Annotated in this window: 16 protein-coding genes; 11 read left to right on the top strand and 5 right to left on the bottom strand. The window is 67.7% G+C overall.

Translation table 11 applies throughout. From position 1 onward, the window contains the following. Positions 1-100 precede the first annotated feature (100 nt). Complete coding sequence (locus L0966_RS05980) at positions 101-721, bottom strand: protease inhibitor Inh/omp19 family protein (RefSeq protein WP_234050955.1); 621 nt, start codon at positions 719-721, stop codon at positions 101-103. Positions 722-1,047: 326 nt separating this feature from the next. Here L0966_RS05980 and L0966_RS05975 point away from each other — a divergent pair, with 326 nt between their 5' ends. The 7 genes from L0966_RS05975 (at position 1,048) to L0966_RS05945 (ending at position 8,675) form a co-directional block, all read left to right on the top strand. Further along, positions 1,048-1,824 (top strand): SDR family NAD(P)-dependent oxidoreductase, encoded by a 777-nt coding sequence (locus L0966_RS05975; protein WP_234050954.1) that lies wholly within the window; start codon positions 1,048-1,050, stop codon positions 1,822-1,824. Positions 1,825-1,884: 60 nt separating this feature from the next. Continuing rightward, a complete protein-coding gene (locus L0966_RS05970) occupies positions 1,885-2,415 on the top strand; it encodes a CDP-alcohol phosphatidyltransferase family protein (protein WP_234050953.1) in 531 nt (176 codons plus the stop codon). Positions 2,416-2,537: 122 nt separating this feature from the next. Then, the gene (locus L0966_RS05965; protein WP_234050952.1) at positions 2,538-3,626 is read left to right on the top strand and encodes an AI-2E family transporter; all 1,089 of its coding nucleotides are present in this window, start codon (positions 2,538-2,540) and stop codon (positions 3,624-3,626) included. 4 nt (positions 3,627-3,630) lie between these two features. After that, the gene (locus L0966_RS05960; RefSeq protein WP_234050951.1) at positions 3,631-4,365 is read left to right on the top strand and encodes a DnaA/Hda family protein; all 735 of its coding nucleotides are present in this window, start codon (positions 3,631-3,633) and stop codon (positions 4,363-4,365) included. A 95-nt stretch (positions 4,366-4,460) separates the two neighbouring features. Beyond that, positions 4,461-6,668, top strand: a complete 2,208-nt coding sequence (locus tag L0966_RS05955; RefSeq protein WP_234050950.1) for an RNA degradosome polyphosphate kinase — start codon at positions 4,461-4,463, stop codon at positions 6,666-6,668. 52 nt (positions 6,669-6,720) lie between these two features. Further along, complete coding sequence (locus L0966_RS05950; protein WP_370640931.1) at positions 6,721-8,193, top strand: Ppx/GppA family phosphatase; 1,473 nt, start codon at positions 6,721-6,723, stop codon at positions 8,191-8,193. Between the two features lie 326 nt (positions 8,194-8,519). Further along, the gene (locus L0966_RS05945) at positions 8,520-8,675 is read left to right on the top strand and encodes a hypothetical protein (RefSeq protein WP_234050948.1); all 156 of its coding nucleotides are present in this window, start codon (positions 8,520-8,522) and stop codon (positions 8,673-8,675) included. Between the two features lie 403 nt (positions 8,676-9,078). On the opposite strand, the gene rnd is transcribed toward L0966_RS05945, so the two are convergent. Both rnd and L0966_RS05935 read right to left on the bottom strand, forming a co-directional pair. Beyond that, on the bottom strand, positions 9,079-10,227 hold the full coding sequence (rnd, locus tag L0966_RS05940; protein WP_234051293.1) for a ribonuclease D: 1,149 nt from the start codon (positions 10,225-10,227) through the stop codon (positions 9,079-9,081). Between the two features lie 97 nt (positions 10,228-10,324). Beyond that, complete coding sequence (locus tag L0966_RS05935) at positions 10,325-12,679, bottom strand: EAL domain-containing protein (RefSeq protein WP_234050947.1); 2,355 nt, start codon at positions 12,677-12,679, stop codon at positions 10,325-10,327. A 300-nt stretch (positions 12,680-12,979) separates the two neighbouring features. On the opposite strand from L0966_RS05935, the gene aspS reads away from it, so the two are divergent. From aspS to L0966_RS05920, 3 genes are all read left to right on the top strand, one after another. After that, on the top strand, positions 12,980-14,752 hold the full coding sequence (gene aspS / locus L0966_RS05930; protein ID WP_234050946.1) for an aspartate--tRNA ligase: 1,773 nt from the start codon (positions 12,980-12,982) through the stop codon (positions 14,750-14,752). Positions 14,753-14,820: 68 nt separating this feature from the next. Then, on the top strand, positions 14,821-15,453 hold the full coding sequence (locus L0966_RS05925; protein WP_234050945.1) for a hypothetical protein: 633 nt from the start codon (positions 14,821-14,823) through the stop codon (positions 15,451-15,453). Between the two features lie 73 nt (positions 15,454-15,526). After that, the gene (locus L0966_RS05920) at positions 15,527-16,096 is read left to right on the top strand and encodes a hypothetical protein (protein ID WP_234050944.1); all 570 of its coding nucleotides are present in this window, start codon (positions 15,527-15,529) and stop codon (positions 16,094-16,096) included. 65 nt (positions 16,097-16,161) lie between these two features. Here the strand turns inward: L0966_RS05920 and L0966_RS05915 are convergent, their stop codons facing one another. Continuing rightward, positions 16,162-18,255 carry a hypothetical protein gene (locus L0966_RS05915; RefSeq protein ID WP_234050943.1) on the bottom strand — a complete coding sequence of 698 codons (2,094 nt, stop codon included), beginning with the start codon at positions 18,253-18,255 and terminating at the stop codon, positions 16,162-16,164. A 231-nt stretch (positions 18,256-18,486) separates the two neighbouring features. Here L0966_RS05915 and L0966_RS05910 point away from each other — a divergent pair, with 231 nt between their 5' ends. After that, positions 18,487-20,769, top strand: a complete 2,283-nt coding sequence (locus tag L0966_RS05910; RefSeq protein ID WP_234050942.1) for an NADP-dependent malic enzyme — start codon at positions 18,487-18,489, stop codon at positions 20,767-20,769. Between the two features lie 475 nt (positions 20,770-21,244). On the opposite strand, the gene L0966_RS05905 is transcribed toward L0966_RS05910, so the two are convergent. Further along, positions 21,245-21,793, bottom strand: a complete 549-nt coding sequence (locus L0966_RS05905) for a GNAT family N-acetyltransferase (RefSeq protein ID WP_234050941.1) — start codon at positions 21,791-21,793, stop codon at positions 21,245-21,247.

Below are 21,793 nucleotides of genomic sequence, written 5' to 3'. Positions count from 1 at the left end.
GCCCGGCCAGGCCAGGGAGCTGGCCTTTCCCATTTTCAGGACGAAGATGAAGCCGCGAGAATGCCTGCGCGCGTTGGCCGCGAGCTGTGGCCGCGTGACCTCAGCGGGTGAGGACCACCTGCTGGTTGGTCTCCGCCAGCACGCCCACATAGCGGTTCGGGCCCGAGGGTCGCAGGCGGGCGGTGACCTTGCCCTGGTGATTCTGCAGGACGAGGTCCGGCCCCATCATGTCCCAACCCTTGGTCATGAAGATGTCGCTGGGGCAGGACACGTCGGCCTGGGCGGACATGCCGCTGAGGCCGCGAGCGGTGGACAGGGTGACGGGGCAGGTGTTCTGCCCATTGTCCCAGGAGAAGGTCCAGGCGCCGGACATCTGCTCCTTCGCCGCGGTGGGCGCATAGGCGGCCCCGCCCGGATTCGCCGGGGGCGGCGCCAGCGGCACATTATTGGCGGTGCTGCGGGGCGTGATGGCCTCTGCGGCGGAGGCGGTCTGCGTCGGCGCGGGGGCCGCGGTGGCTGGCGCGGGCGCGGGCGAGGTTTCCACGGCGCCGGTGGGGGCCACCAGCGGCGGAGGGGCGTCGACCCGATTGGCCGCCATGGCCGAGGGCTTGTTGCCGAAGCCGTCCAGCTCGGTGCTGCAGCCGGAGAGGGCCGCTGCCAGAGTTCCCATCGCCAAAGCGGTTCCCGCTCCGGTCAGCACCTTGCGCCACACACTCTGCATCAACACTCTCCGGACGCGCCCCGCATCCCTGGGTCCTGCCTTCGCGACACCTTATGGCGCCCCCGCGACGGCCGGCCCATTCGACGTTCGGATCTCACCCGGCCTTGGGAACAGGTCGCAAAGCCTTGTTCCCTCAGGGTGGGTGCGAATGGACCACACTTTCCGCAGAAGATGGCAGCAGCAAGGCTGGTTAGGCACCTAAATACCGCACTCCACCGATGGATGGACGCATGGTTTCGGTGGCGTTATCCAGCCACGATGACCGGCCTCGGCCTTCCTTGTCACGCCGCATTCCCTTGATTCGCCCCGCAGCAGGAGAGCAGCCTATGACCCAGCACCTCGATCCCCGGAGCCTGACGCTTCTTGTCACCGGCGCCACCTCCGGCATCGGCGCCGCCACGGCGCGCCGCTTCGCGCAGGCGGGTGCCCGCGTCATCGCCGTCGGCCGGCGCGTGGAGCGGCTCGAGGAGCTGAAGGCCCAGTATGGCGAGCTGATTCATACGGCGGTGGTCGATACCCGCGACCTGAAGGCCATCGAGGAGCTGCTGGCCAGCCTGCCGGAGGCCTTCCGTAACTATAATGTGGTGTTCGCCAATGCCGGCCTCGCCTTGGGCCTGGAGCCGGCCCAAAAGGCGAACATCGAGGATTGGGACACCATGGTGGACACCAACATCAACGGCCTGCTCTACACCGTGCGGGCGACCCTGCCGGCCATGGTGGCGCGGGGCGAAGGCCATGTGGTGCTCACCGGCTCCACCGCTGGCGACTATCCCTATCCGGGCGCCAATGTGTATGGCGCCACCAAGGCCTTCGTGAAGCAGTTCTCGCTCAATCTGTGGTCCGACGTGGCCGGCACCGGCGTGCGCGTGACCAATATCGAGCCGGGCATGACGGAAACCGAATTCTCCGTGGTGCGCTTCAGCGGTGACAAGGACCGTGCCGGCAACGTCTATGCCGGCGCCACCCCCATGACGGGCGCGGACATCGCCGAGCAGGTGTTCTTCGCCTGCACCCTGCCGCGCCATGTCAACATCACCCGCATCCAGGCCATGGCCTCGCAGCAGACGTTCGGCCCGCTGGTGGTGAAGCGCAATCCGGCGTGAGCATCGCGGGTGGCGGAGGATGAGCGGTCTCGGCATGATGGCGCGAGGGGAGGTGAAGGCGTGAGCGTGCCCAATATCATCACCCTGTTTCGCATCCTGCTGGTGCCCACCGTGGTGTGGGCCATCGGCGTGGGCGAGACCCAGCTCGCCTTCTGGCTGTTCCTGACGGCCGGCGTGTCCGATGCGCTTGACGGCTTCATCGCCAAGCGCTTCGGCATGCAGACCGAGCTCGGCGCCTATCTCGACCCGGTGGCCGACAAGGCGCTCCTGGTCTCTATCTATGTGGCGCTGGCGGTGATGGAGCTCATCCCGCGCTGGGTGGCCATCGCCGTGGTCTCGCGTGATGTGATGATCGTGGGGGCGGTGGTGCTCTCGCTGGTGGTGGCGCGGCCGGTGGCCATCCGTCCGCTCTTGGTGTCGAAATTGAACACGGCGGCGCAGATCGCCTTCGCCGCCTTCGTGCTGGCCAGCGCCGGCTTCGGCTTCCATGTGCCGCAGGCCTTCACCCTGGGCCTCGTTTCGGTGGGGCTCTTGACGGGGCTTTCCGCCGCTGCCTATCTCGCGGAATGGACGCGCCACATGGCCAGTTGAATGGTGAACCCAACCGCGCGGGCGGGGCGTCCGCTCCATCCGCGGTGGCGGGCTGGGGGCTTCGCTCCGGCAAGGGGGCGGGCATAGGCTCCGGCATGAGCTCCGACGGCGGGGGAGAAGGAATGCCCTTGCGCATCAGGCTTTGGTTCTGGGTCGGGGCGCTTGCGGTCCTGGTGCTCTCGCTGTGGCTGCTTAGCGGCATCCTGCTGCCGTTCGTGGCCGGCATCGTGCTCGCTTATTTCCTCAATCCGGTGGTGATTCGCCTGCATCGCCTGGGGGTCGGGCGCACCATCGCCTCGCTGGCGGTGGTGGTGGTGATGCTGCTGCTGGTGGTGCTGTTCTTCCTGGTGGCGCTGCCCATCCTGGCGTCCCAGCTGTTCGAGTTCATCCAGCGCCTGCCCTCCTATGTCGCCCGGCTGCAAGGCCTGGTGACGGAGGAGAATCGCGAGTGGCTGAGCCACATCGTGGGCGACCGGCTGCCGGACATGCAGCGCTCCATCTCGGAGCTGATGACGCAGGGCGTCTCCTATCTGCTCGGCCTGCTGTCGTCGGTGTGGGCCGGGGGGCAGGCGGTCATTTCCATGTTCGCGCTCATGGTCGTGACGCCGGTGGTGATGTTCTACATCCTGTGCGACTGGGACGACATGGTGGAGTTCGTGGACGCCCTGGTGCCCGTCCACTACCACGACGTGGTGCGCACCCTTGCCCGCGACATGGACGGGGCAGTGGCCGGCTTCGTGCGCGGGCAGGCGCTGGTGTGCCTCGCCCTCGGCGCCTATTACGCGATCGCGCTGTCGATGACGGGGCTCAATTTCGGGCTGATCATCGGTCTCGTCTCGGGTGCCGTGTCCTTCATTCCCTATGTCGGCTCGCTGACGGGGCTGGTGCTGTCCACGGGCGTGGCCATCGTCCAGTTCTTCCCGGATTGGAGCATGATCGCCATCGTGTTCAGCATCTTCATCGTCGGCCAGACCATCGAGGGCTATGTGCTCTACCCCAAGCTGGTGGGCGACAGCATCGGCGTGCATCCGGTGTGGCTGATGTTCGCGCTGCTGGCGTTCGGCTATCTGTTCGGCTTCGTGGGCCTGCTGCTGGCGGTTCCGCTGACGGCGGTGGTGGGGGTGCTGGCGCGCTTCGCCATTGCCAAATACCTGTCGTCCTCGCTCTATCGCGGCCCGGGCGAGGGCGCGCTGCCCCCGGAGGGGCGCTGATCCCATGGCTGTTGGCGACGGAACCTCGCGCCAGCTTCCCCTCGAATGGCCCGCGCAACCGGCGTCGCGGCGCGAGGATTTCCTGGCCGCGCCCGGCAACGCGGCGGCGCTGGCGCTCATTGACGCATTTCCCGCCTGGCCGTCCAAGGTGGTGTGCTTGGTGGGGCCGGAGGGGGCGGGCAAGAGCCACCTCGCGGCCATCTTCGCCGCCCGCTCCGGCGCGCGCACCCTGTCCGCCCGCGAGCTGGAGCGCGCCGGCGTGCCCGCGGCGCTCGCGTCCGGCGCCCTGGTGCTGGAGGATCTCGACGCCGCCCCGTTCGAGGAGGCGGCGCTGTTCCATCTCCTCAATCTTGCGCGCGAGCAGGGGGCGTTCCTGCTGATGACCACCCGCACGCCCCCGTCCAAGCTGCGCCTTGCCACCGCGGATCTCGCCTCGCGCCTGCGCGCGGTGCCGGTGTTCGAGATCGCCCCGGCGGATGACGACCTGCTCGCGGCCCTGCTGCTGAAGCTGTTCTCCGACCGTCAGCTGGCTGTGGACGAGGCCACCGTGAGCTATCTGCTGCTGCGCATTCCGCGCTCGGTGGCGGGAGCGCAGAAGGTGGTGGAGGCGCTGGACCGCGCCGCCCTCGCGGCCCACCGGCCGGTTACCCGCGCCCTGGCGGCGCAGGTGCTCAAGGCCCACCCCGATCTCGCCATGCCCGAGGACGAGCCGGGCGAGGATGCCGACGACGACCCCTGAAATGGTGGCGGGGGAGGGGCGGCGACCGGTCGCGCTCCGTCATAGAGTAGTCACCTAAGGCAGCCATGGTCCGCCTGCACATCAGGGAGCCGACGATGAGCGCACAGGAAGCCGCAATCTTGAGAGACGACGAGACCCTTCCCGAGAATGCCCAGGCCGTGCCCGTCGAAGAGGCTCTTGCGCTGGCGCAGTCGCCGCACCGCTTCATCAATCGCGAGATTTCCTGGCTGCACTTCAATCGCCGGGTTCTGGAAGAGGCCTCCAACCGCAGCCACCCGCTGCTGGAGCAGCTGCGCTTCCTCTCCATCTCGGCCAACAATCTCGACGAGTTCTTCATGGTCCGCGTGGCGGGCCTGAAGGAGCAGATCCGCGAAGGCGTGCAGACCCGTAGCCCCGATGGCCTGACCCCTTCCGAGCAGCTCACCAAGATCATGGCGAGCGCCGCCCAGCTCATCGCCGACCAGCAGGTGCGCTGGCGCGAGCTGCGCACCGATCTCGCCGGCGCGGGCGTTACCCTCGTGGACGGGGCCGACGCCACCGCCGAGGATCGCGTGGCGCTGGAGAAGCACTTCCTGAACCATGTGTTCCCGGTGCTGACGCCGCTGGCCATCGACCCGGCGCACCCCTTCCCCTTCATCCCGAACCTCGGCTTCTCCCTGGCGCTGCAGCTGGTGCGCGAGGGCGACGGGCGGGGCATGAACGCGCTTATCCGCGTTCCGGCCAAGGTGGAGCGCTTCATCCGCCTGCCGGATCTCGCCGCCGCCCCGGGCGCGCGCTTCATGACGCTGGAGCAGATGATCGGCCTGTTCATCGCGAACCTGTTCCCCGGCTACCATGTGAAGGGCCAGGGCGTGTTCCGCGTTGTTCGCGACAGCGACCTGGAAATCGAGGAGGAGGCGGAAGACCTCGTCCGCCTGTTCGAGACCGCTCTGAAGCAACGCCGCTATGGCGAGGTGATCCGCATGGAGGCCGATGCCGCCATGCCGGAGGAACTGCGCAACTTCATGGCCCGCGAACTCGGCGTGCATGACGACGAGATCTTCGTGGTGAACGGCGTATTGGCGCTGAACGAGTTTTCCCAGCTCGTGTCGGTGGATCGGCCGGACCTGAAATTTCGGTCCTACAACGCCCGATTTCCCGAACGCATTCGCGAGAACGGCGGAGACTGTTTTCTGGCCATACGCGAAAAGGACATTCTTGTTCACCACCCTTATGAATCCTTTGACGTGGTGGTTCAGTTCCTTCGCCAGGCGGCCCGAGACCCCAACGTCGTCGCCATCAAGCAAACCCTCTACCGAACCTCCTCCGACAGCCCGATCGTGAAGGCGCTGGCCGAGGCGGCGGAGGCCGGCAAGTCGGTCACCGCGCTGGTGGAGCTGAAGGCCCGCTTCGACGAGGAAGCCAATATCCGCTGGGCGCGCGACCTGGAGCGCGCGGGCGTGCAGGTGGTGTTCGGCTTCATCGAGCTGAAGACCCACGGCAAGCTCTCCATGGCAGTGCGCCGGGAGGGCGGCACGCTCGCCACCTATGTGCATGTGGGGACCGGCAACTACCACCCCATTACCGCCCGCATCTATACCGACCTATCGTTCTTCACGGCGGATCCGGTGATCGCGCAGGACGTGGCGCGCATCTTCAACTTCATCACCGGCTATGCGGAGCCGGGCGAGCTGGATGCCATGGCGGTCTCGCCGGTGTCGCTCAAGCCGCGCCTGCTCCAGCACATCCGCGAGGAGATCGAGCACGCGCGGGCCGGCCGCCCGGCGGCCATCTGGCTGAAGTGCAACTCGCTGGTGGACCCGGTCATCATCGATGCCCTCTACGAGGCCAGCGGGGCCGGGGTGCAGGTGGATTGCGTGATCCGCGGCATCTGCTGCCTGCGGCCGGGCATTCCCGGGCTTTCGGAAAATATCCGGGTGAAGTCCATCGTCGGGCGCTTCCTGGAGCACTCGCGCATCTATTGCTTCGGCGCCGGCCACGGCCTGCCGAGCCCGCAGGCGGTGGTTTACATTTCCTCCGCCGACCTGATGCCGCGCAATCTCGACCGTCGGGTCGAGACCCTGTGCCCCATTACCAACCCGACGGTGCACGAGCAGGTGCTCGACCAGATCATGGTCGCGAACCTTATCGACAACCAGCAGAGCTGGCGGGTGTTGCCGGATGGCTCCTCGGAACGCATAGTCCCCGCCGCGGGCGAGGAACCGTTCAACGCCCATCAATATTTCATGACCAACCCGAGCTTGTCTGGACGTGGAAAGTCTCTCAAGGATTCTTCGCCGCGCAGTCTCCTCGTCCGCCGCTGAGGTGACGGACGGCCTCCATCGGGCACCCGGCCGCTTGCCGGTCGGGGCGCCGGTGGCGGTGATCGACATCGGTTCCAACTCCGTGCGCCTGGTGGTGTACGAGGGGATGAACCGTGCGCTCACTCCCATCTTCAACGAAAAGGCGCTGTGCGGGCTGGGGCGGGAGGTGCTCTCCACCGGCCGGCTCGCGGAGGATGCGGTGCAGCGCGCCTTTTCGGCGCTGCGCCGCTTCAAGGCCCTGTGCAATGCCATGGGCGTGGAGGTGATCCACGCTCTGGCCACCGCCGCGGCCCGCGACGCGGAGAACGGCCCGGCCTTCATCGCCGAGTGCGAGGCCATCTGCGGCACCACCATCGAGCTGCTCACGGGCAAGCGTGAGGCGGAGCTGGCCGCCTGCGGCATTCTCGCCGGTGTCCACAACCCGGACGGCGTGGTGGGCGACCTTGGTGGCGGCTCGCTGGAGCTGGTGAACGTGAAGGGCGGGCGGATCGGCACGGGCATCACCCTGCCGCTCGGTGGCCTCGCTTTGCAGGACCGCTCCTCGCGCTCGCCGCGCAAGGCCGAGAAGATCATCAAGGAGACCATGCCCGACGCCGGCGTGCTGGGCGATCTGGCTGGGCGCACCTTCTATGCGGTGGGCGGCACCTGGCGGGCGCTGGCGCGTCTGCACATGTTCCAGAAGGGCTATCCGCTCCATGTGATGCACGGCTACGTGATTCCGGCGCGCGAGGCGCTGGACTTCACGCGCATCGTCCATCGCGCCGATGCTGACACCCTCGCCCATATCGACGTGATCTCCGATGCCCGTCGCCCGCTGCTGGCCTATGGGGCGCTGGTGCTGGAAAACGTTGTTCGCCAGGGGCGCGCCGCGGAAGTAGTGATCTCGGCGCTCGGCGTTCGTGAGGGCCTGCTCTACTCCCTGATGAACGAGGAGAACCGGGCCGAGGATCCGCTGCTGCTGGCGGCCGCCGAGCTCAATGCGCTGCGCTCGCGCTCGCCGCGCCATGGCGAGGAGCTGGTGGGGTGGACGGATGCCTTCTTCGCCTCCTCCCCGGTGCTGGAGGAGAGCGCCGATGAAACCCGCCTGCGCCGGGCTGCCTGCCTGCTTTCGGATGTGAGCTGGCGCGCCCATCCGGACTATCGCGGTGAGCAGAGCCTCAACATGATCGCCCACGCGGCCCTTGCCGGGCTCGATCATCCGGGGCGGGCCTATCTGGCGCTGTCGGTCTATTTCCGCCATGTGGGCATCAGCGCCGACGACGCGGAGACGCGCATCCTGGAGCTGGTGAGCACCGGGCAGCTGGACCGCGCGCGCATCCTGGGCGGCGCCATGCGGGTGGGCTACCTGCTCTCCGCCGCCATGCCGGGGATTCTGTCGCGCACGCCGCTGGCAGTGCGCGGCGACCAGCTGGTGCTGAGCGTGCCGCGGGATCTGGCATCCCTGGTGAACGAGCGCGTGCAGGGCCGCCTGCGCCAGCTCGCCAAGCTCATCGGCCGCGAGCCGCACACCGAAGTGGTGGACTGAGCCCCGGGCACCGGCGCACCGCCGAGAGTGGGCCGGTGCCGCTGGCCGGGGGCGGAGGGGGGACGCTCAGCGTTTCCGCTCCCTCCGTCGCGATCATGCCCATCATGCGTCGGCCACCGAGCGGGCCCGTTGGTGCGCGCAGAAGGCCGAAAAGATGCAGGTGCCGGAAAGGCAATCATAGGTAGAATATTCTGTGGCTTTGCGGTGCTGCCGCAAGGCCTATACAGCGGGGGAGCGCATGGCCTCTCGCATGCAAGGCCTCGTCCCGCCTGAAAAAGACGTCACCTGGGGATCCGCGCGCCGATGGTGCCTCTCGGAAAATCGTCGTGACCAAGAAACAGGTCAGGGCGTGTATCGAGAAAAGAAAGAAGAACCTCTTCAGTAAACAGCTGGTCGACGCCGGTGTTCCAGTCATGAAAGGCGTTCAAGAGGTCGTGCCGAACGGAAAATATTCGGGTACTGCAATCGCTTATGGAAAATGACGGTCATAGTCGACGAGGCGTTGGGAAAGTCTCATCGCTCCAGCTATGCGCTCGTGCTTTTGATGCCGATTAGGGAAGGCTCACATGCCTGGGAGCACTATCCCGACAGGAGTGTTGACGTAGGGGCATCCTCGACTGCCATGGGCCGGGGGGATGGCTACACCCGTGGCGTGATCAGCAGGGGACGGCTCAGGGGCGAATAGTCAATCGCTTCCAAGCCTGTTCGATCCGCACGCCGCCCCGGGCGACGGGACGAGCACGCGGGCACATGCCGGCACGTGGTAAGCCCGGCGTCGTAAGCCCGGCTTGGTCTTGGCGGGGCGCCCGGCGGGCCAGGGTCAAGGGCTCTCCAAGGTCGCTCTCCTTTCGGGAGAGCTCGTTGGATTGACCCTCGCGCGGGGCCTCAGCGCTCCACAGCGATCACGCGGCCCTTCTCCACGGCGAGGGCGATGCGCCCGGCCTTGAGCGCGAGGGCGCGTTCGCCGAACAGCTCGCGCCGCCAGCCCTTCAGAGCCGGCACGTCCGCCTCGTCGTCGACGGCGATGCGCTCCAGGTCGTCGGTGGTGGCGAGCACCTTGGCGGCCACAGCATTCTGCTCGGCGGTCATCCGCAACAGAACCTTCAGCAGCTCCACCGTGGCGCTGGCCCCGTTGGGCAGGGGCTTGTCACGCTCGATGCGGGGCAGGGAGCGTGGATCGCGGGCGATGCCGCGCTTCACGGCCTCGATCACGGCCTCTCCATAGCGCGAGCGCTCAAAGCCCTTGGGCAGGGAGCGCAGCTCCGACAGCTTTTCCGGCGTCTGCGGCTGCTGCACGGCGATCTCGCCGATCACCTCGTCCTTGATGACGCGGCCGCGCGGCAGGTCGCGGGTCTGGGCCTCGCGCTCACGCCAGGCGGCCACCTCCACCAGCACCGCCAGCTCGCGCGGCTTGCGCACGCGCGACTTCAGCCGTTCCCAGGCGCTATCCGGGTTCTGGTCATAGGTACTCGGCGAGGTGAGGACATGCATCTCCTCCCCGACCCACTCGCCACGTCCGCGGGTGTCGAGATCGGTGGTGAGCTTCACATAGATGTCCCGAAGATGGGTGACGTCCGTCATCGCATAGACGAGCTGGGCCGGGCTGAGCGGGCGGCGGGACCAGTCCGTGAAGCGGGAGGACTTGTCGATGGCGTGCCCGCACACGCGCTGCACAAGCTGGTCATAGGAGATGCTGTCGCCGTAGCCCAGAACCATCGCCGCCACCTGGGTGTCGAACACCGGGTGGGGAATGAGGCGGGCGAGATGCCAGATGATCTCGATGTCCTGCCGGCCGGCATGGAACACCTTCATCACCTCCTTGTCGGCCATGAGCCGGTAGAAGGGGGTCAGGTCCAGCCCATGGGCCAGTGCGTCCACCACGATGGCCTCTTCCGGGGAGGCCACCTGCACGACGCAAAGCTTGGGCCAGAACGTGGTTTCGCGGAGGAATTCCGTGTCCACGGTGACGAAGGGATGGCGGGCAAGACGCTCGCAAGCCGCTGTGAGAGCGTCGGTCGTGGTGATCGGATCCATGGGCTCGAACATAGCCGCCTCGGGTCGCGGGCGGAAGGGATTGTGGCGTGAATTTGTCCGGATGTCGGAGCATGGGCCGGGCCGGCGATGGCGGTCTTCAGGCGGCGGCGCCGCGGGCGAGGCCCGCGGCGTCCTCCTCCGACATGGGAGGCCCCAGCAGGTAGCCCTGCAGGTGGGTGCAGCCCTCCTCTCGCAGGATGGCGAGCTGCGACTCGTTCTCGATACCTTCGGCCGTGGTCTTCAGCTCCAGCGCCTCGGCCAGGCTGAGGATGGCCTTCACGATGGCATGGGTGTGGGGATCGTCCACCACGTGGCGGATGAAGCTCTGGTCGATTTTCAGCCGGCTGATGTTGAGCACCTGCAGGTAGCGCAGCGAGGAATAGCCGGTGCCGAAATCGTCCAGGGCGAGAATGATCCCCTGCGCGCGGAACTCGTCCAGCAGCGTGCGCACCGAGGTGTCGGCCTTCAGCAGCAGAGATTCGGTGATTTCCAGCTCCAGCCGGGTGGGGTCGAGGCCGCTGGTGGCCAGGGCGTCGCGCACCTGCTGGCGGGTGCCGCCGCCGCGAAACTGGGCGGGGGAAACGTTGACCGAGACGAACAGGTGGCCGGGCCAGCTCGCCGCCGTCCGGCAGGTTTCCCGGAGGATCCAGCCGCCCACCTTCACGATGAGGCCGGATTCTTCCACCACCGGAATGAAGCGCTCGGGCGGCACCTCGCCGCGGACCGGATGGTGCCAGCGCAACAGCGCCTCGAAGCCCGCCAGCTGGCCGCTGGCGGCCTCGAAGATGGGCTGGTAGGCGAGGCGGAACTGGTGGCGCTCCCAGGCGTCGTGAAGGTCGAGCTCCAGGTCGCGCCGGGCGCGGGCCACGGCGCCCATATTGGCCTCGAACAGGCGGGCATTGCCGCGGCCGTCATTCTTGGCCTCGTAGAGCGCGAGATCGGCGCATTTGAGCAGGGTCGCGACATCGTTCCCATCCGCGGGGGAGGTGGCGATGCCGACGCTGCACCCGGTGAGGACCTGATGGTGATCGAGCAGGAACGGCGCCTTCAGGGATTCGATGATGGCTTCGGCGGCCGCCACCGCGCTGCGGTCGCCCGCGGCCTGCCGGCAGATGACGGCGAACTCGTCGCCGCCGAGCCGGGCGACGAAATCGTGCGGCGCGACCGTGTCCAGGAGGCGCTCGGCCACGGCCTGCAGCAGCGAATCGCCAATATCGTGGCCCAGCGTGTCATTGACGCTCTTGAAGTAGTCGAGGTCGATGAACAGCAGGGCGAGTGGGGGGCTCTCGGCGTGGGCAAGGCGCGCCGCGAGGCGCTCGGAGAAGAACAGGCGGTTGGGCAGGCCCGTCAGGGCGTCGTAGCGGGCCCGCCGGTGTTCCTTTTCCGAGAAGGCTCGTTCGCCATCCAGCTGGCGAATCACGAAGAAGATGACGCTGCCAATCAGGCAGCACACCAGCGCGGCGGCCAGGATGATGGGCAGAACCTCCTTCCAGGCCTGCGCCTCCAGCCAGTCGGTGCCATCGCTGATGACCACGGCGAGCGGGAAATGGGCCAGCTTCTGCACTGCCACCACCCGCTCGTGCTCGTCGAGAATGCCGGCGGGGATCACGTCACTCGCATCGGGAGCGAACAGGGCGCGGGCCATCTCGGCCCGCACCGCCGCGTCTCGGGGGAAGCGGGCGGCACTGCCCGGAACACGGGCCAGGAGGGCACCGTCATCGCGCACCAGGGCGATGAGGCCGGAAGGGGCAAGGTCAATGGTGGAGAAGTTGCGCTCGAATGAGGCCTGCTCCATCGCCCCGAGGATGAGGCCGAGGAAGGTGCCGTCCGCGGCGGTCACGCGCCGGGCCAGGAACAGGGTGACGGCGCCGGTGATGAGGTTGGTCACCGGCTCGGCGATGAAGGTGGGCGGGCCCTTCATGCTGCTCAGCACGATGAAGTAGTCGCGGTCCGACAGGTCAAGGTCGGGAATAGGCCAGGCGCGGCTGAAGTTCAGCAGCTTGCCGGTGCTGCCAACCACCGAGATGGCGTCCACATGGGGCAGGCCGGACATTTTCTCGCGCATCAGCCGGTGCATGAAGCGCTGGCCCATGAAGGTGGCGAATTCCTGCGGGGTCGCGACATTCGCGTCCGCGACCCGATCGGCGAGGCTGCGCTGCACCAGCTCCAGGCTCTGCAAGGCGCGGTCGGTTTGTCCCGCCAGGCTGAGGGCAAGGTTGCGCACCTCGCGGCGATGTTCGGCGTAGCTCTGGCGGTAGAGGGCCGTCACCAGGATCGCGGTGCCGAGGCAGATGATCGCGCAGATCATGACGCCGAGGCCGATCAACAGGGCGCGGGGGCGCAGGCGGCGCGCCGAGGGCGCTTGCGCGACATCCGCCGGCTCGCCACCACCGATGGCTTCCAGACGGGAAGGGGGCGATGCGGGGCCGGAGGGGGAAACGCCTGAACTCACTCGGTCTCTCGCATTGGGCGTCGGACCACCGCCTTCGGACAGGCGCGCGGTTGACGCAAGTCATGCTCATAACACGCTTTGCGAATGGTGAAATAGGACTGTGTGCTTGACAAGGGACGGGGCGCATGCACCTTCGCCCCGCTTCAGATGCGGACAGTCCGCGCCGGCGCGCGTCAGCGCTGCGGCCGGGGCGGACTGTGCCAGCGCGGTTCCGCGCGCGCCGGGCCGGCTGCGCGCGGGGTCTCGCCGGCGGGGAAGGCTCCCCGTGTCTCATATTTTCAGCCTTGAAAGGGCAATCTGATGCACCGCTATCGCTCCCACACCTGCGGCGCGCTCACCACCGCCGAGGTCGGCGAGCACGTTCGGCTTTCGGGCTGGTGCCACCGCATCCGCGACCATGGCGGCGTGCTGTTCATCGATCTGCGCGACCATTACGGCCTCACCCAGGTGGTGGTGGACCCCGACAGCGCCGCCTTCAAGGACGCCGAGAAGGCCCGTTCCGAATGGGTGATCCGCATCGACGGCAAGGTGCGCCCGCGTCCCGAGGGCACGGAAAACCCCGATCTGGCCACCGGCGCCATCGAGGTCTACGCCACCGATCTGGAAGTGCTGGGCGCCGCCGCCGAGCTGCCCATGCCTGTGTTCGGCGACGTGGAATATCCGGAAGAGACGCGGCTCAAGTATCGCTTCCTCGACCTGCGCCGCGAGAAGCTGCACAAGAACATCATGACCCGCGGCGCCATCATCGACGCCATGCGCGCCCGCATGAAGGGCCAGGGCTTCTTCGAGTTCCAGACTCCCATCCTCACCGCTTCGTCCCCCGAGGGCGCGCGCGACTTCCTGGTGCCGTCCCGCCTGCATCCCGGCAAGTTCTATGCGCTGCCCCAGGCGCCCCAGCAGTATAAGCAGCTGATCATGATGAGCGGCTTCGACCGCTACTTCCAGATCGCGCCCTGCTTCCGCGACGAGGACCCGCGCGCCGATCGCCTGCCCGGCGAGTTCTACCAGCTCGATCTGGAAATGAGCTTCGTGGAGCAGGAAGACATCTTCGCGGCGGTGGAGCCCGTCATTCGCGGCGTGTTTGAGCAGTTCGCGAACGGCAAGCCGGTGACCCAGAACTGGCCGCGCATTCCCTATGCCGTGTCCATGCGCAAATATGGCACCGACAAGCCGGACCTGCGCAACCCGCTGGAAATGCAGGACGTCTCCACGCATTTCCGTGAATCCGGCTTCAAGGTCTTCGCCCGCCTGCTGGAGGTGGAGAAGAACGAGGTGTGGGCCATCCCCGCGCCCAAGGGCGGCTCGCGCGCCTTCTGCGACCGCATGAATGCCTGGGCGCAGGGCGAAGGCCAGCCCGGCCTCGGCTACATCATGTGGCGCGAGGGCAATGAGGGCGCCGGCCCGGTCGCCAAGAACATCGGCCCCGAGCGCACCGAGGCCATCCGCCAGCAGCTGGGCCTGCAGGCGGAGGATGCCGCCTTCTTCGTGGCGGGCGATCCCTCGAAGTTCGTGAAGTTCGCCGGCGCCGCCCGCACCAAGGTGGGCGAGGACCTGAACCTGATCGACACCGAGCGGTTCGAGCTGGCCTGGATCGTCGACTTCCCCTTCTATGAATGGGACGAGGACGAGAAGAAGGTGGACTTCTCCCACAACCCCTTCTCCATGCCCCAGGGCGGCCTGGAAGCGCTGCAGACGCAGGACCCGCTCACCATCAAGGCGTTCCAGTACGACATCGCCTGCAACGGCTACGAGATTGCCTCCGGCGGCATCCGCAATCATCGTCCCGAGGCGATGGTGAAGGCGTTCGAGCTCGCGGGCTATGACGAGGCCACCGTGATCGAGCGCTTCGGCGGCATGTATCGCGCGTTCCAGTACGGCGCCCCGCCCCATGGCGGCATGGCGGCAGGCGTGGACCGCATCGTGATGCTCCTGTGCGGCACCGAGAACCTGCGCGAGATCTCCATCTTCCCCATGAACCAGCAGGCCCTGGACCTGCTCATGGGCGCGCCCAACGAGGCCACCCCCAAGCAGCTGCGCGAGCTCCACATCCGCCCGGTGCCTCCGCAGAAGTGAGGGGCAGGCCGTTGCGCCCCGGGGGCGTTGTCTTCCGACCGGCCTTGCGAGGCCGGTCGGCGCTCCGTGTGGTACTGGCTCTTCTGGCATTGCTACCTGCAATCCAGGATGTGAATGCCCTGGATTTCTCCGGACATGAGAACGACAGCGCGAGCCTGCTCGCCGTGCTCGCTACCGGCACCGTAGAAAAGGGAGACGCCGACCGGTTCCGCGCCTATCTAGCGCAGCGGCCGGCGCGAAAACGTACGGCGATCTACCTGAACTCGCCGGGCGGCAATCTTCACGAGGGGATGGCCCTGGGCCGCGCTTTCCATGAACTTGGCGTGCGCACCGTCATCGAGGGGAATGGCGCGGGATGCCTGAGCGCCTGCGCGCTCGCCTTCCTCGGCGGGCGAGACGGGAGCGGCGCACCATGGCGCGCCAAATCATCGTCGAGCGAGCTGGGCTTCCATTCCTTCCGGAGCCGTTTCCCTGCGGACCGAACCTATAGCGCCAATGACATGGCCGCGCTGGAGCAGCGCACGCAGCGAACCGTGCTCGATGTCGCTGATTACCTTCGCGCCATCGGCACAGACCTGGACTTCCTGCGCATCATGTTTCGCGCCTCGGCGGACGAGATGAATTTCGTCTCCAATGATGAAGCCCTGCGCATCGGCATCAAGGTCTGGGACGAGAAGAGCCGTCGCTTTCTGGTGCCCTGAGCGGGGCCGTGGCTTGCGGCCCGGATGACGTTCCGGCAGTCTGCGCCCGCCTGTTCGATCCGGGAGAGCCCCCTTGATCCGCATCCTGCCGAAAGCCGTTCTTGCCCTGACGCTGATTGCCGCGCCGGCGGCGCGGGCCGATGAGATCGCCGACGCCATCTCCGAGGCCCAGAAGGCCTATGCGGCCGGCGACACCGCAACCACCAAGCAGGCGCTGGACGTGGCGTCCCAGCTCCTCGCCCAGCGCAATGCCGAGGGCCTTGCCAAGTTCCTGCCCCCGGCGCCCGCCGGCTGGACCGCAGGCGCCACCGAGACCGACGCGGCCGCGGCCGCCATGTTCGGCGGCGGGTTGATCGCCAAGCGCGAATACAGCAAGGGCGACACCCATGTGAATGTGCAGATTATCGCCCAGTCCCCCATGGTGGCGCAGATGGCGGCCATGTTCTCCAATGCCGGCATGCTCGGCGCCATGGGCAAGGTGTTCCGCGATCGCGGCCGCACGGCCGTGGTCACCAAGGACGGCGCGGTGCAGCTTTTGAGCGGCGCCACCTTCATCACCATCGACGGCAATGCGGGAGAGGCGGAGAAGAAGGCGTTCCTCACCGCCATCGATCTCGCGGCGCTGGAAAAGGCCGGCGGCTGAGACCCGGCCTCGGGCGCAAAAAAAGGGGGGCGGGCGCCGGCGTGGCGCCCGCCCCCCTTTCGCGTTCAGGGCTTGTTGACGGCGGAGAAGCTGAACAGCTGCAGCGGCTCCGTGGGATCATCCGAATTGAGGAAGGCGAGGAACGGCACGCGCCCCTTGGGCGTGGCGGTGATCTCCAGCGTCTTCGGATCACGGATGAACTGGGCGATGGCCTCCGCCACCGCCGCCGTCTCCGGCGCGCCGGGGGCCACGGCGGCAATGCCTTCGTTCAGCAGGTCCAGCAGATGGGCGCGATACTCTTCCAGGCCCTGGCCGTCGGCATCGGCGAGGCGCTGGAGCACCAGGTTCGCCAGGCCATGATCGCTGATGGTGACGCTGATCGGGCCGATATTCACCCCGGGCAGCGCCCCCGTGAACGCCTGTTCGGAGGCGAACGCCGCCGGCGGCAGGTTGTCCAGCCGGGCGCTGAAGCCGGTGCGGAAGGCGTCCTTCACCTCGACGTCGGCGGGACCGACCGAGATGCTTTGGGTGCCGGCGTCATAGGCGGCGCCCAGCGCCATGGAGAAGGTGGCCCGCTTCAGCCCGGCGGCCGCCAGGGTGTTGAAGGGCTCGCCGTCCTCCGCGTCGATGGGGCCGTTCACGTCCTTGAGCTCGAACAGGATGCGGCCGGGCAGCTCGCCGGCGGCGGGGTCCGGAAACGCGCCCCAGGTGAGGCTGGCGCGGGCGATGGTCACGGGCTCCGCCGGGGTGTCATCGCTGCCTTCCACCGGAACCTCGATGTCGGTCGCGGTCACGCCGGTGAGGGCGCGGAAGCCGGAGAGGGCCACGTCCGGCTGGGTCGGATCGTCGGCATGGGCGATGGTGAGCAGGCGCGGTAGGTCGAGCCCGGTCACGGAAATGGTGCCGAACTTGACGGCCTGCCCGTCGCTGTCGCCATCGACGCCCTCGAACCGCAGCTCGGCCAGGGTGCCGGCATCGAACGCCTTGAGCGCGAACAAGGCCGCGCGGCCGCCGCCCACCGGCTCCACGGTGCGCATGTCGCGCACCTCGAATGCGGTGAAGGCCAGCCCCTTCAGCAGATCGGTGGCGTCCTTCAGCATCGGCGCCGGATCGGTCGGCGGCTCGTCCGCCGCCAGGGCCTCCAGCGCCGCGAGGCGGGCCGCGGTGATGGCCGCCGGCCGCAGCGCGACGGCGGTGAGGGTCATGCCCGCGCCTTCGGTGCGCACGTCGTCCTGTTGCTCGATGTTGAAGGCGCCGGTTTCCAGCGCCCCCAGCACCGCGCGCAGGGCTCCGTCACTGTCCGCCGAGGGGGCGAGGAGGGGGGTGATGTCAATGTCGCGGGCCACGATCGCCACCGCCTGAACGCGGGGCAGGCCGCTGCCCTCGGCCAGAGCGGGATTGGCCGGCTCGTCGTTCCCCTTCGCCCCGTCGGCCCCCGCGCCGGTGGCGTTTGCTGCGGCGTTAGCCGCCGCCTGGGCGGCTCCATCCGCTGGCTGACCTTCGGAAAGCAGGCGCGCCACGGACAGGCGGGCTACCTTGCCGGAACGCACATCGGTGGCCGCGATGCCGTCCAGGGTCAGCTCGCGTGCATTGAGCTGCAGCGGGTTGGCCTTGCCGGGGGTCACGCGGGTGACGGCATGGGGCACGTCGATGCGCGCGGCGTCGACGCTCGCGAGCTGGCGCAGGGCCAGCACCACCGGGTTCGCATTCACCATGTCGGCGGCGTTGCCGGCGGTGGGCGTCACCACCAGCGGGCCGGCGAAGCGCTCGATGGCCACATGGGGCAGGGTTTCCACCACACGCGGCCCGTCCGCGCCGTCGGTGCGGGTGAGGGTGAGATTTTCCAGGACGATGCTGTCGGCCGTGATTCGGCCGTCCTTGGTGGGCGCGCCCACCCCGTGGGCGGAAAACTGGGCCACGGTGAGGGACACGGCCCCGTCCGCCGAGGTGACGGAGAGGTCACCCAGCGTCAGGCTGCGATCCTTCAGCGAGACCGCGCTGGACCCCACGCTGGCCTTGGCCCCGGTGGCCCGCACCTGGGCGAGGGCGTCATCGATGACGGCATAGGCCTTCTTCTGCGCCCAGTATTGAACACCGGCATATCCGCCAATGCCCAGGGCGAGGACGGCCACGATGCCGATGACAAGCGGTTTCTTCATGGGAAAAGTCCTCGTCCCGGACCTCTGCGCTACGCACAGCCTTCCTTTGCGTCCGCAGCATTGCTCAATTTGTGCGGTAGACCGTGACATCGCCGAACCGCACAGCTACCTTTCGCCCCCGTTTCAGGACTAACGCAAGACAGATCATAACGAGATCGTGCCGGCATACACATGCGAACGCTGGCACGGTATCCAAGTAACGTTATGACGGGTGAAGGAGCAGGGACAAGGATGGCGTCGAATATTTCCGATGATTTGCGTTCCGGCGCTCTCGTCTACCATCGCCTGCCTCGGCCCGGGAAGCTGGAGATTCAGGCCACCAAGCCCTTGGGCAATCAGCGCGATCTGGCGCTGGCCTATTCGCCGGGCGTGGCCGCCGCGTGCGAGGCCATCGCCGCCGATCCGCTCCAGGCGGCCGAGCTGACCATCCGCGCCAATCTCGTGGGCGTCGTTTCCAACGGCACGGCGGTGCTGGGCCTCGGCGCCATCGGTCCCCTCGCCGGCAAGCCGGTGATGGAGGGCAAGGCCGTCCTGTTCAAGAAGTTCTCCGGCATCGATGTGTTCGACATCGAGATCGACGCTTTGACGGTCGACCGCATGGTGGACGTCATCAGCGCGCTGGAGCCCACATTCGGCGGCATCAACCTTGAGGACATCAAGGCTCCCGAGTGCTTCGAGGTGGAGCGCCAGCTGCGCGAGCGCATGAAGATCCCGGTCTTCCATGACGACCAGCACGGCACCGCCATCATCGTCGGCGCCGCCGTGCGCAACGCCATGGAAGTGGGCAAGCGCAAGATCGAGGATCTCAAGATCGTCGCCTCGGGCGCCGGCGCGGCCGCGCTCGCCTCGCTCAACCTTCTGGTGAAGCTGGGCGCGAAGAAAGAGAATATCTGGGTCTGTGACATCGAGGGCGTGGTCTATGAGGGCCGCAACACCCTGATGGATCCCTACAAGGAAAAGTTCGCCCAGCAGACGGACAAAAGGACCCTCGATGAAGTCATCGAGGGCGCGCACATCTTCTTGGGCCTGTCCGCCGGCGGCGTGCTGAAGCCGGAAATGGTGAAGAAGATGGCGGACAATCCGCTCATCATGGCGCTCGCCAATCCCACGCCCGAAATCATGCCCGAGCTGGCGCGCGAGGCGCGGCCCGACGCCATGATCTGCACCGGCCGCTCGGATTTCCCGAACCAGGTCAACAACGTCCTGTGCTTCCCCTACATCTTCCGCGGGGCGCTGGACGTGGGCGCCACCGACATCAACGACGCCATGAAGATGGCCGCCGTGGAGGCCATCGCCGAGCTCGCCCGCGAGACGCCCTCCGACGTGGTGGCCCGGGCCTATGGCGGGGAAACCCGCATGTTCGGCGCCGATTCGCTCATTCCCTCACCGTTTGATCCGCGCCTCATCCTGCGCATCGCGCCGGCGGTGGCCAAGGCGGCCATGGAGACGGGCGTCGCCACCCGCCCCATCACCGATTTCGACCACTATGACGCGGTGCTGGACGACTTCGTGTTCCGCTCCGGCTTCATCATGCGCCCCCTGTTCGCCCGCGCGAAGCAGGAGACCAAGCGCGTGATCTATGCCGAGGGCGAGGACGAGCGCGTGCTGCGCGCCGTGCAGGCCGTGGTGGAAGAGGGCATCGCCCGTCCCATCCTGGTGGCGCGCCCCAATGTGGTGGAAACCCGCATCAAGCGCTTCGGCCTGTCCATCAAGGCGGGCGAGAATTTCGACCTCATCAATCCGGAAGATGATCCGCGCTACCGCGATTATGTGCGCGATTATATCGAGGTTGCCGGCCGCCGCGGCGTGACGCCGGATGCCGCCCGTACCCTGGTGCGCACCCATCCCACCGTCATCGCCGCGCTGGCGGTGCGGCGCGGTGAGGCGGACGCCATGCTGTGCGGTATCGAGGGGCGCTTCACCCGCCACTTCCGCCAGGTGCGCGACATCATCGGTCGTGCACCGGGGGTGAAGGAGCTGGCGGCGCTGTCGCTGCTCATCACCCCGAAGGGCAACTTTTTCATCTGCGACACCCAGATCCAGACCGAGCCCACGGCTCCCGACCTCGCCGAAATGACGGTGCTGGCGGCGGCGCATGTGCGGCGCTTCGGCCTGGAACCGCGGGTGGCCCTGCTCTCCCACTCCAATTTCGGCAGCCATGAGACGCTCTCCGCCAAGCGCGTGCGGGCGGCCTTGGATATCCTCCGCGAGCGGGCGCCGGACCTGCAGGTGGACGGCGAGATGCAGGCCGACGCGGCTCTGGTGGAGGACATCCGCAAGCGCGCGCTGCCGCATTCGCGGCTCTCGGGCGTGGCCAACGTGCTGGTGATGCCCGACCTCGACGCCGCCGACATCGCCTACAACATGCTGAAGGTGCTGGGTGATTCCCTGCCCGTCGGCCCTATCCTGATGGGCACGGCGAAGCCTGCCCACATTCTGAGCCCCTCCATCACCGCCCGTGGCATCGTCAACATGACGGCCGTCGCGGTGGTGGAAGCCCAGACGGCGGACTGAACGCAGCTGCGGGCAGGGGGCCGCAAGGCTTCCCGCCTGCCGGCGGCGGCGTGCCGACCTATTCCGAAGACGCGGGCCCTGCGCGCAGCGGGGCCCGTTTTCTTTTCTCGCTTAGGGGGAAGCGCGCGGTGCCGTGCCGCCGCTCCCGTCGCGGAAATGAAGGGGCTCCGGCGCATCGCGTTCACGCGTCTTCCTGAGGCGGGCCGGCATCCGCTTCGCTCGAACGCGCTCCGGGATGGAGCCATGCCCTGGGGCGGAGTTTCGGTCCCGCGTGGAAGCGGCGTTCCGGTCGCGCCAAGTTCGGGGCGCCAGGTTCGGGGCGCCAATCTGCGGGACTTGGGTTGGGGAGGAGGCGCTTGCGCCCCGCTGCTGACTGGCGATGAGCGGTGAGCGCTGCTTTCATCGACTGCTTTCGGTGCCCCACTTGTCGGGCAGGCCCGAGTGAAAAGCAGGGACGTGGCCACCCCGCGGCCGGCTACAGCAGAGGGATCTCGTACAGGCGGAATGGGTAGGGTGCGTACCATGCGGGCGGGCAGCGGCGCAGCAGCAGGCCGCCATTGGCCTCGATGACCCGGCGCGAGGCGTGGTTGTCCTCGGCGCAGCTCAGGCGCGGCACGCTGAGGCCCATGCCCCGGCAGATGTCGAGCGCCAGCGCCAGCTGGTGGCGGCCATAGCCGCGCCCTTGCAGCGAGGGGCGCACCGCATAGCCCACATGCCCGCCGAAATGGGTGAGGGCCGGGGTATCGACGCGAGAGCGGATGTTCACCGCGCCGATGAAGGTTGTGCCACTCACCAGCCAGAAGGTGTTTGCGGGCACGCCGCTCAGCGCCGGTCCGCCGGGCTTGGGCATCTGCCCGTCCTCATCCAGTCGGCGCAGATAATCGGGGAAGTGGCTGGCGGCAAAGGCGATAGCGTCCTCAGCCAGCGGCGCGCGGGCGGCCCACACGAAGCCTTCCCGCAGGGCTGCGATGTAGCTTTCGCGGAAGGCCGGATGGGGGCGGGCCAGAAAGCTGTCCTCGATCAT

It is taken from the genome of Xanthobacter sp. NM-59, from assembly GCF_021401125.1.
Classification (GTDB): domain Bacteria; phylum Pseudomonadota; class Alphaproteobacteria; order Rhizobiales; family Xanthobacteraceae; genus Xanthobacter.
The sequence above is the reverse complement of the archived record's forward strand: the minus strand, read 5'-3'. Positions and strand labels throughout refer to the sequence as shown.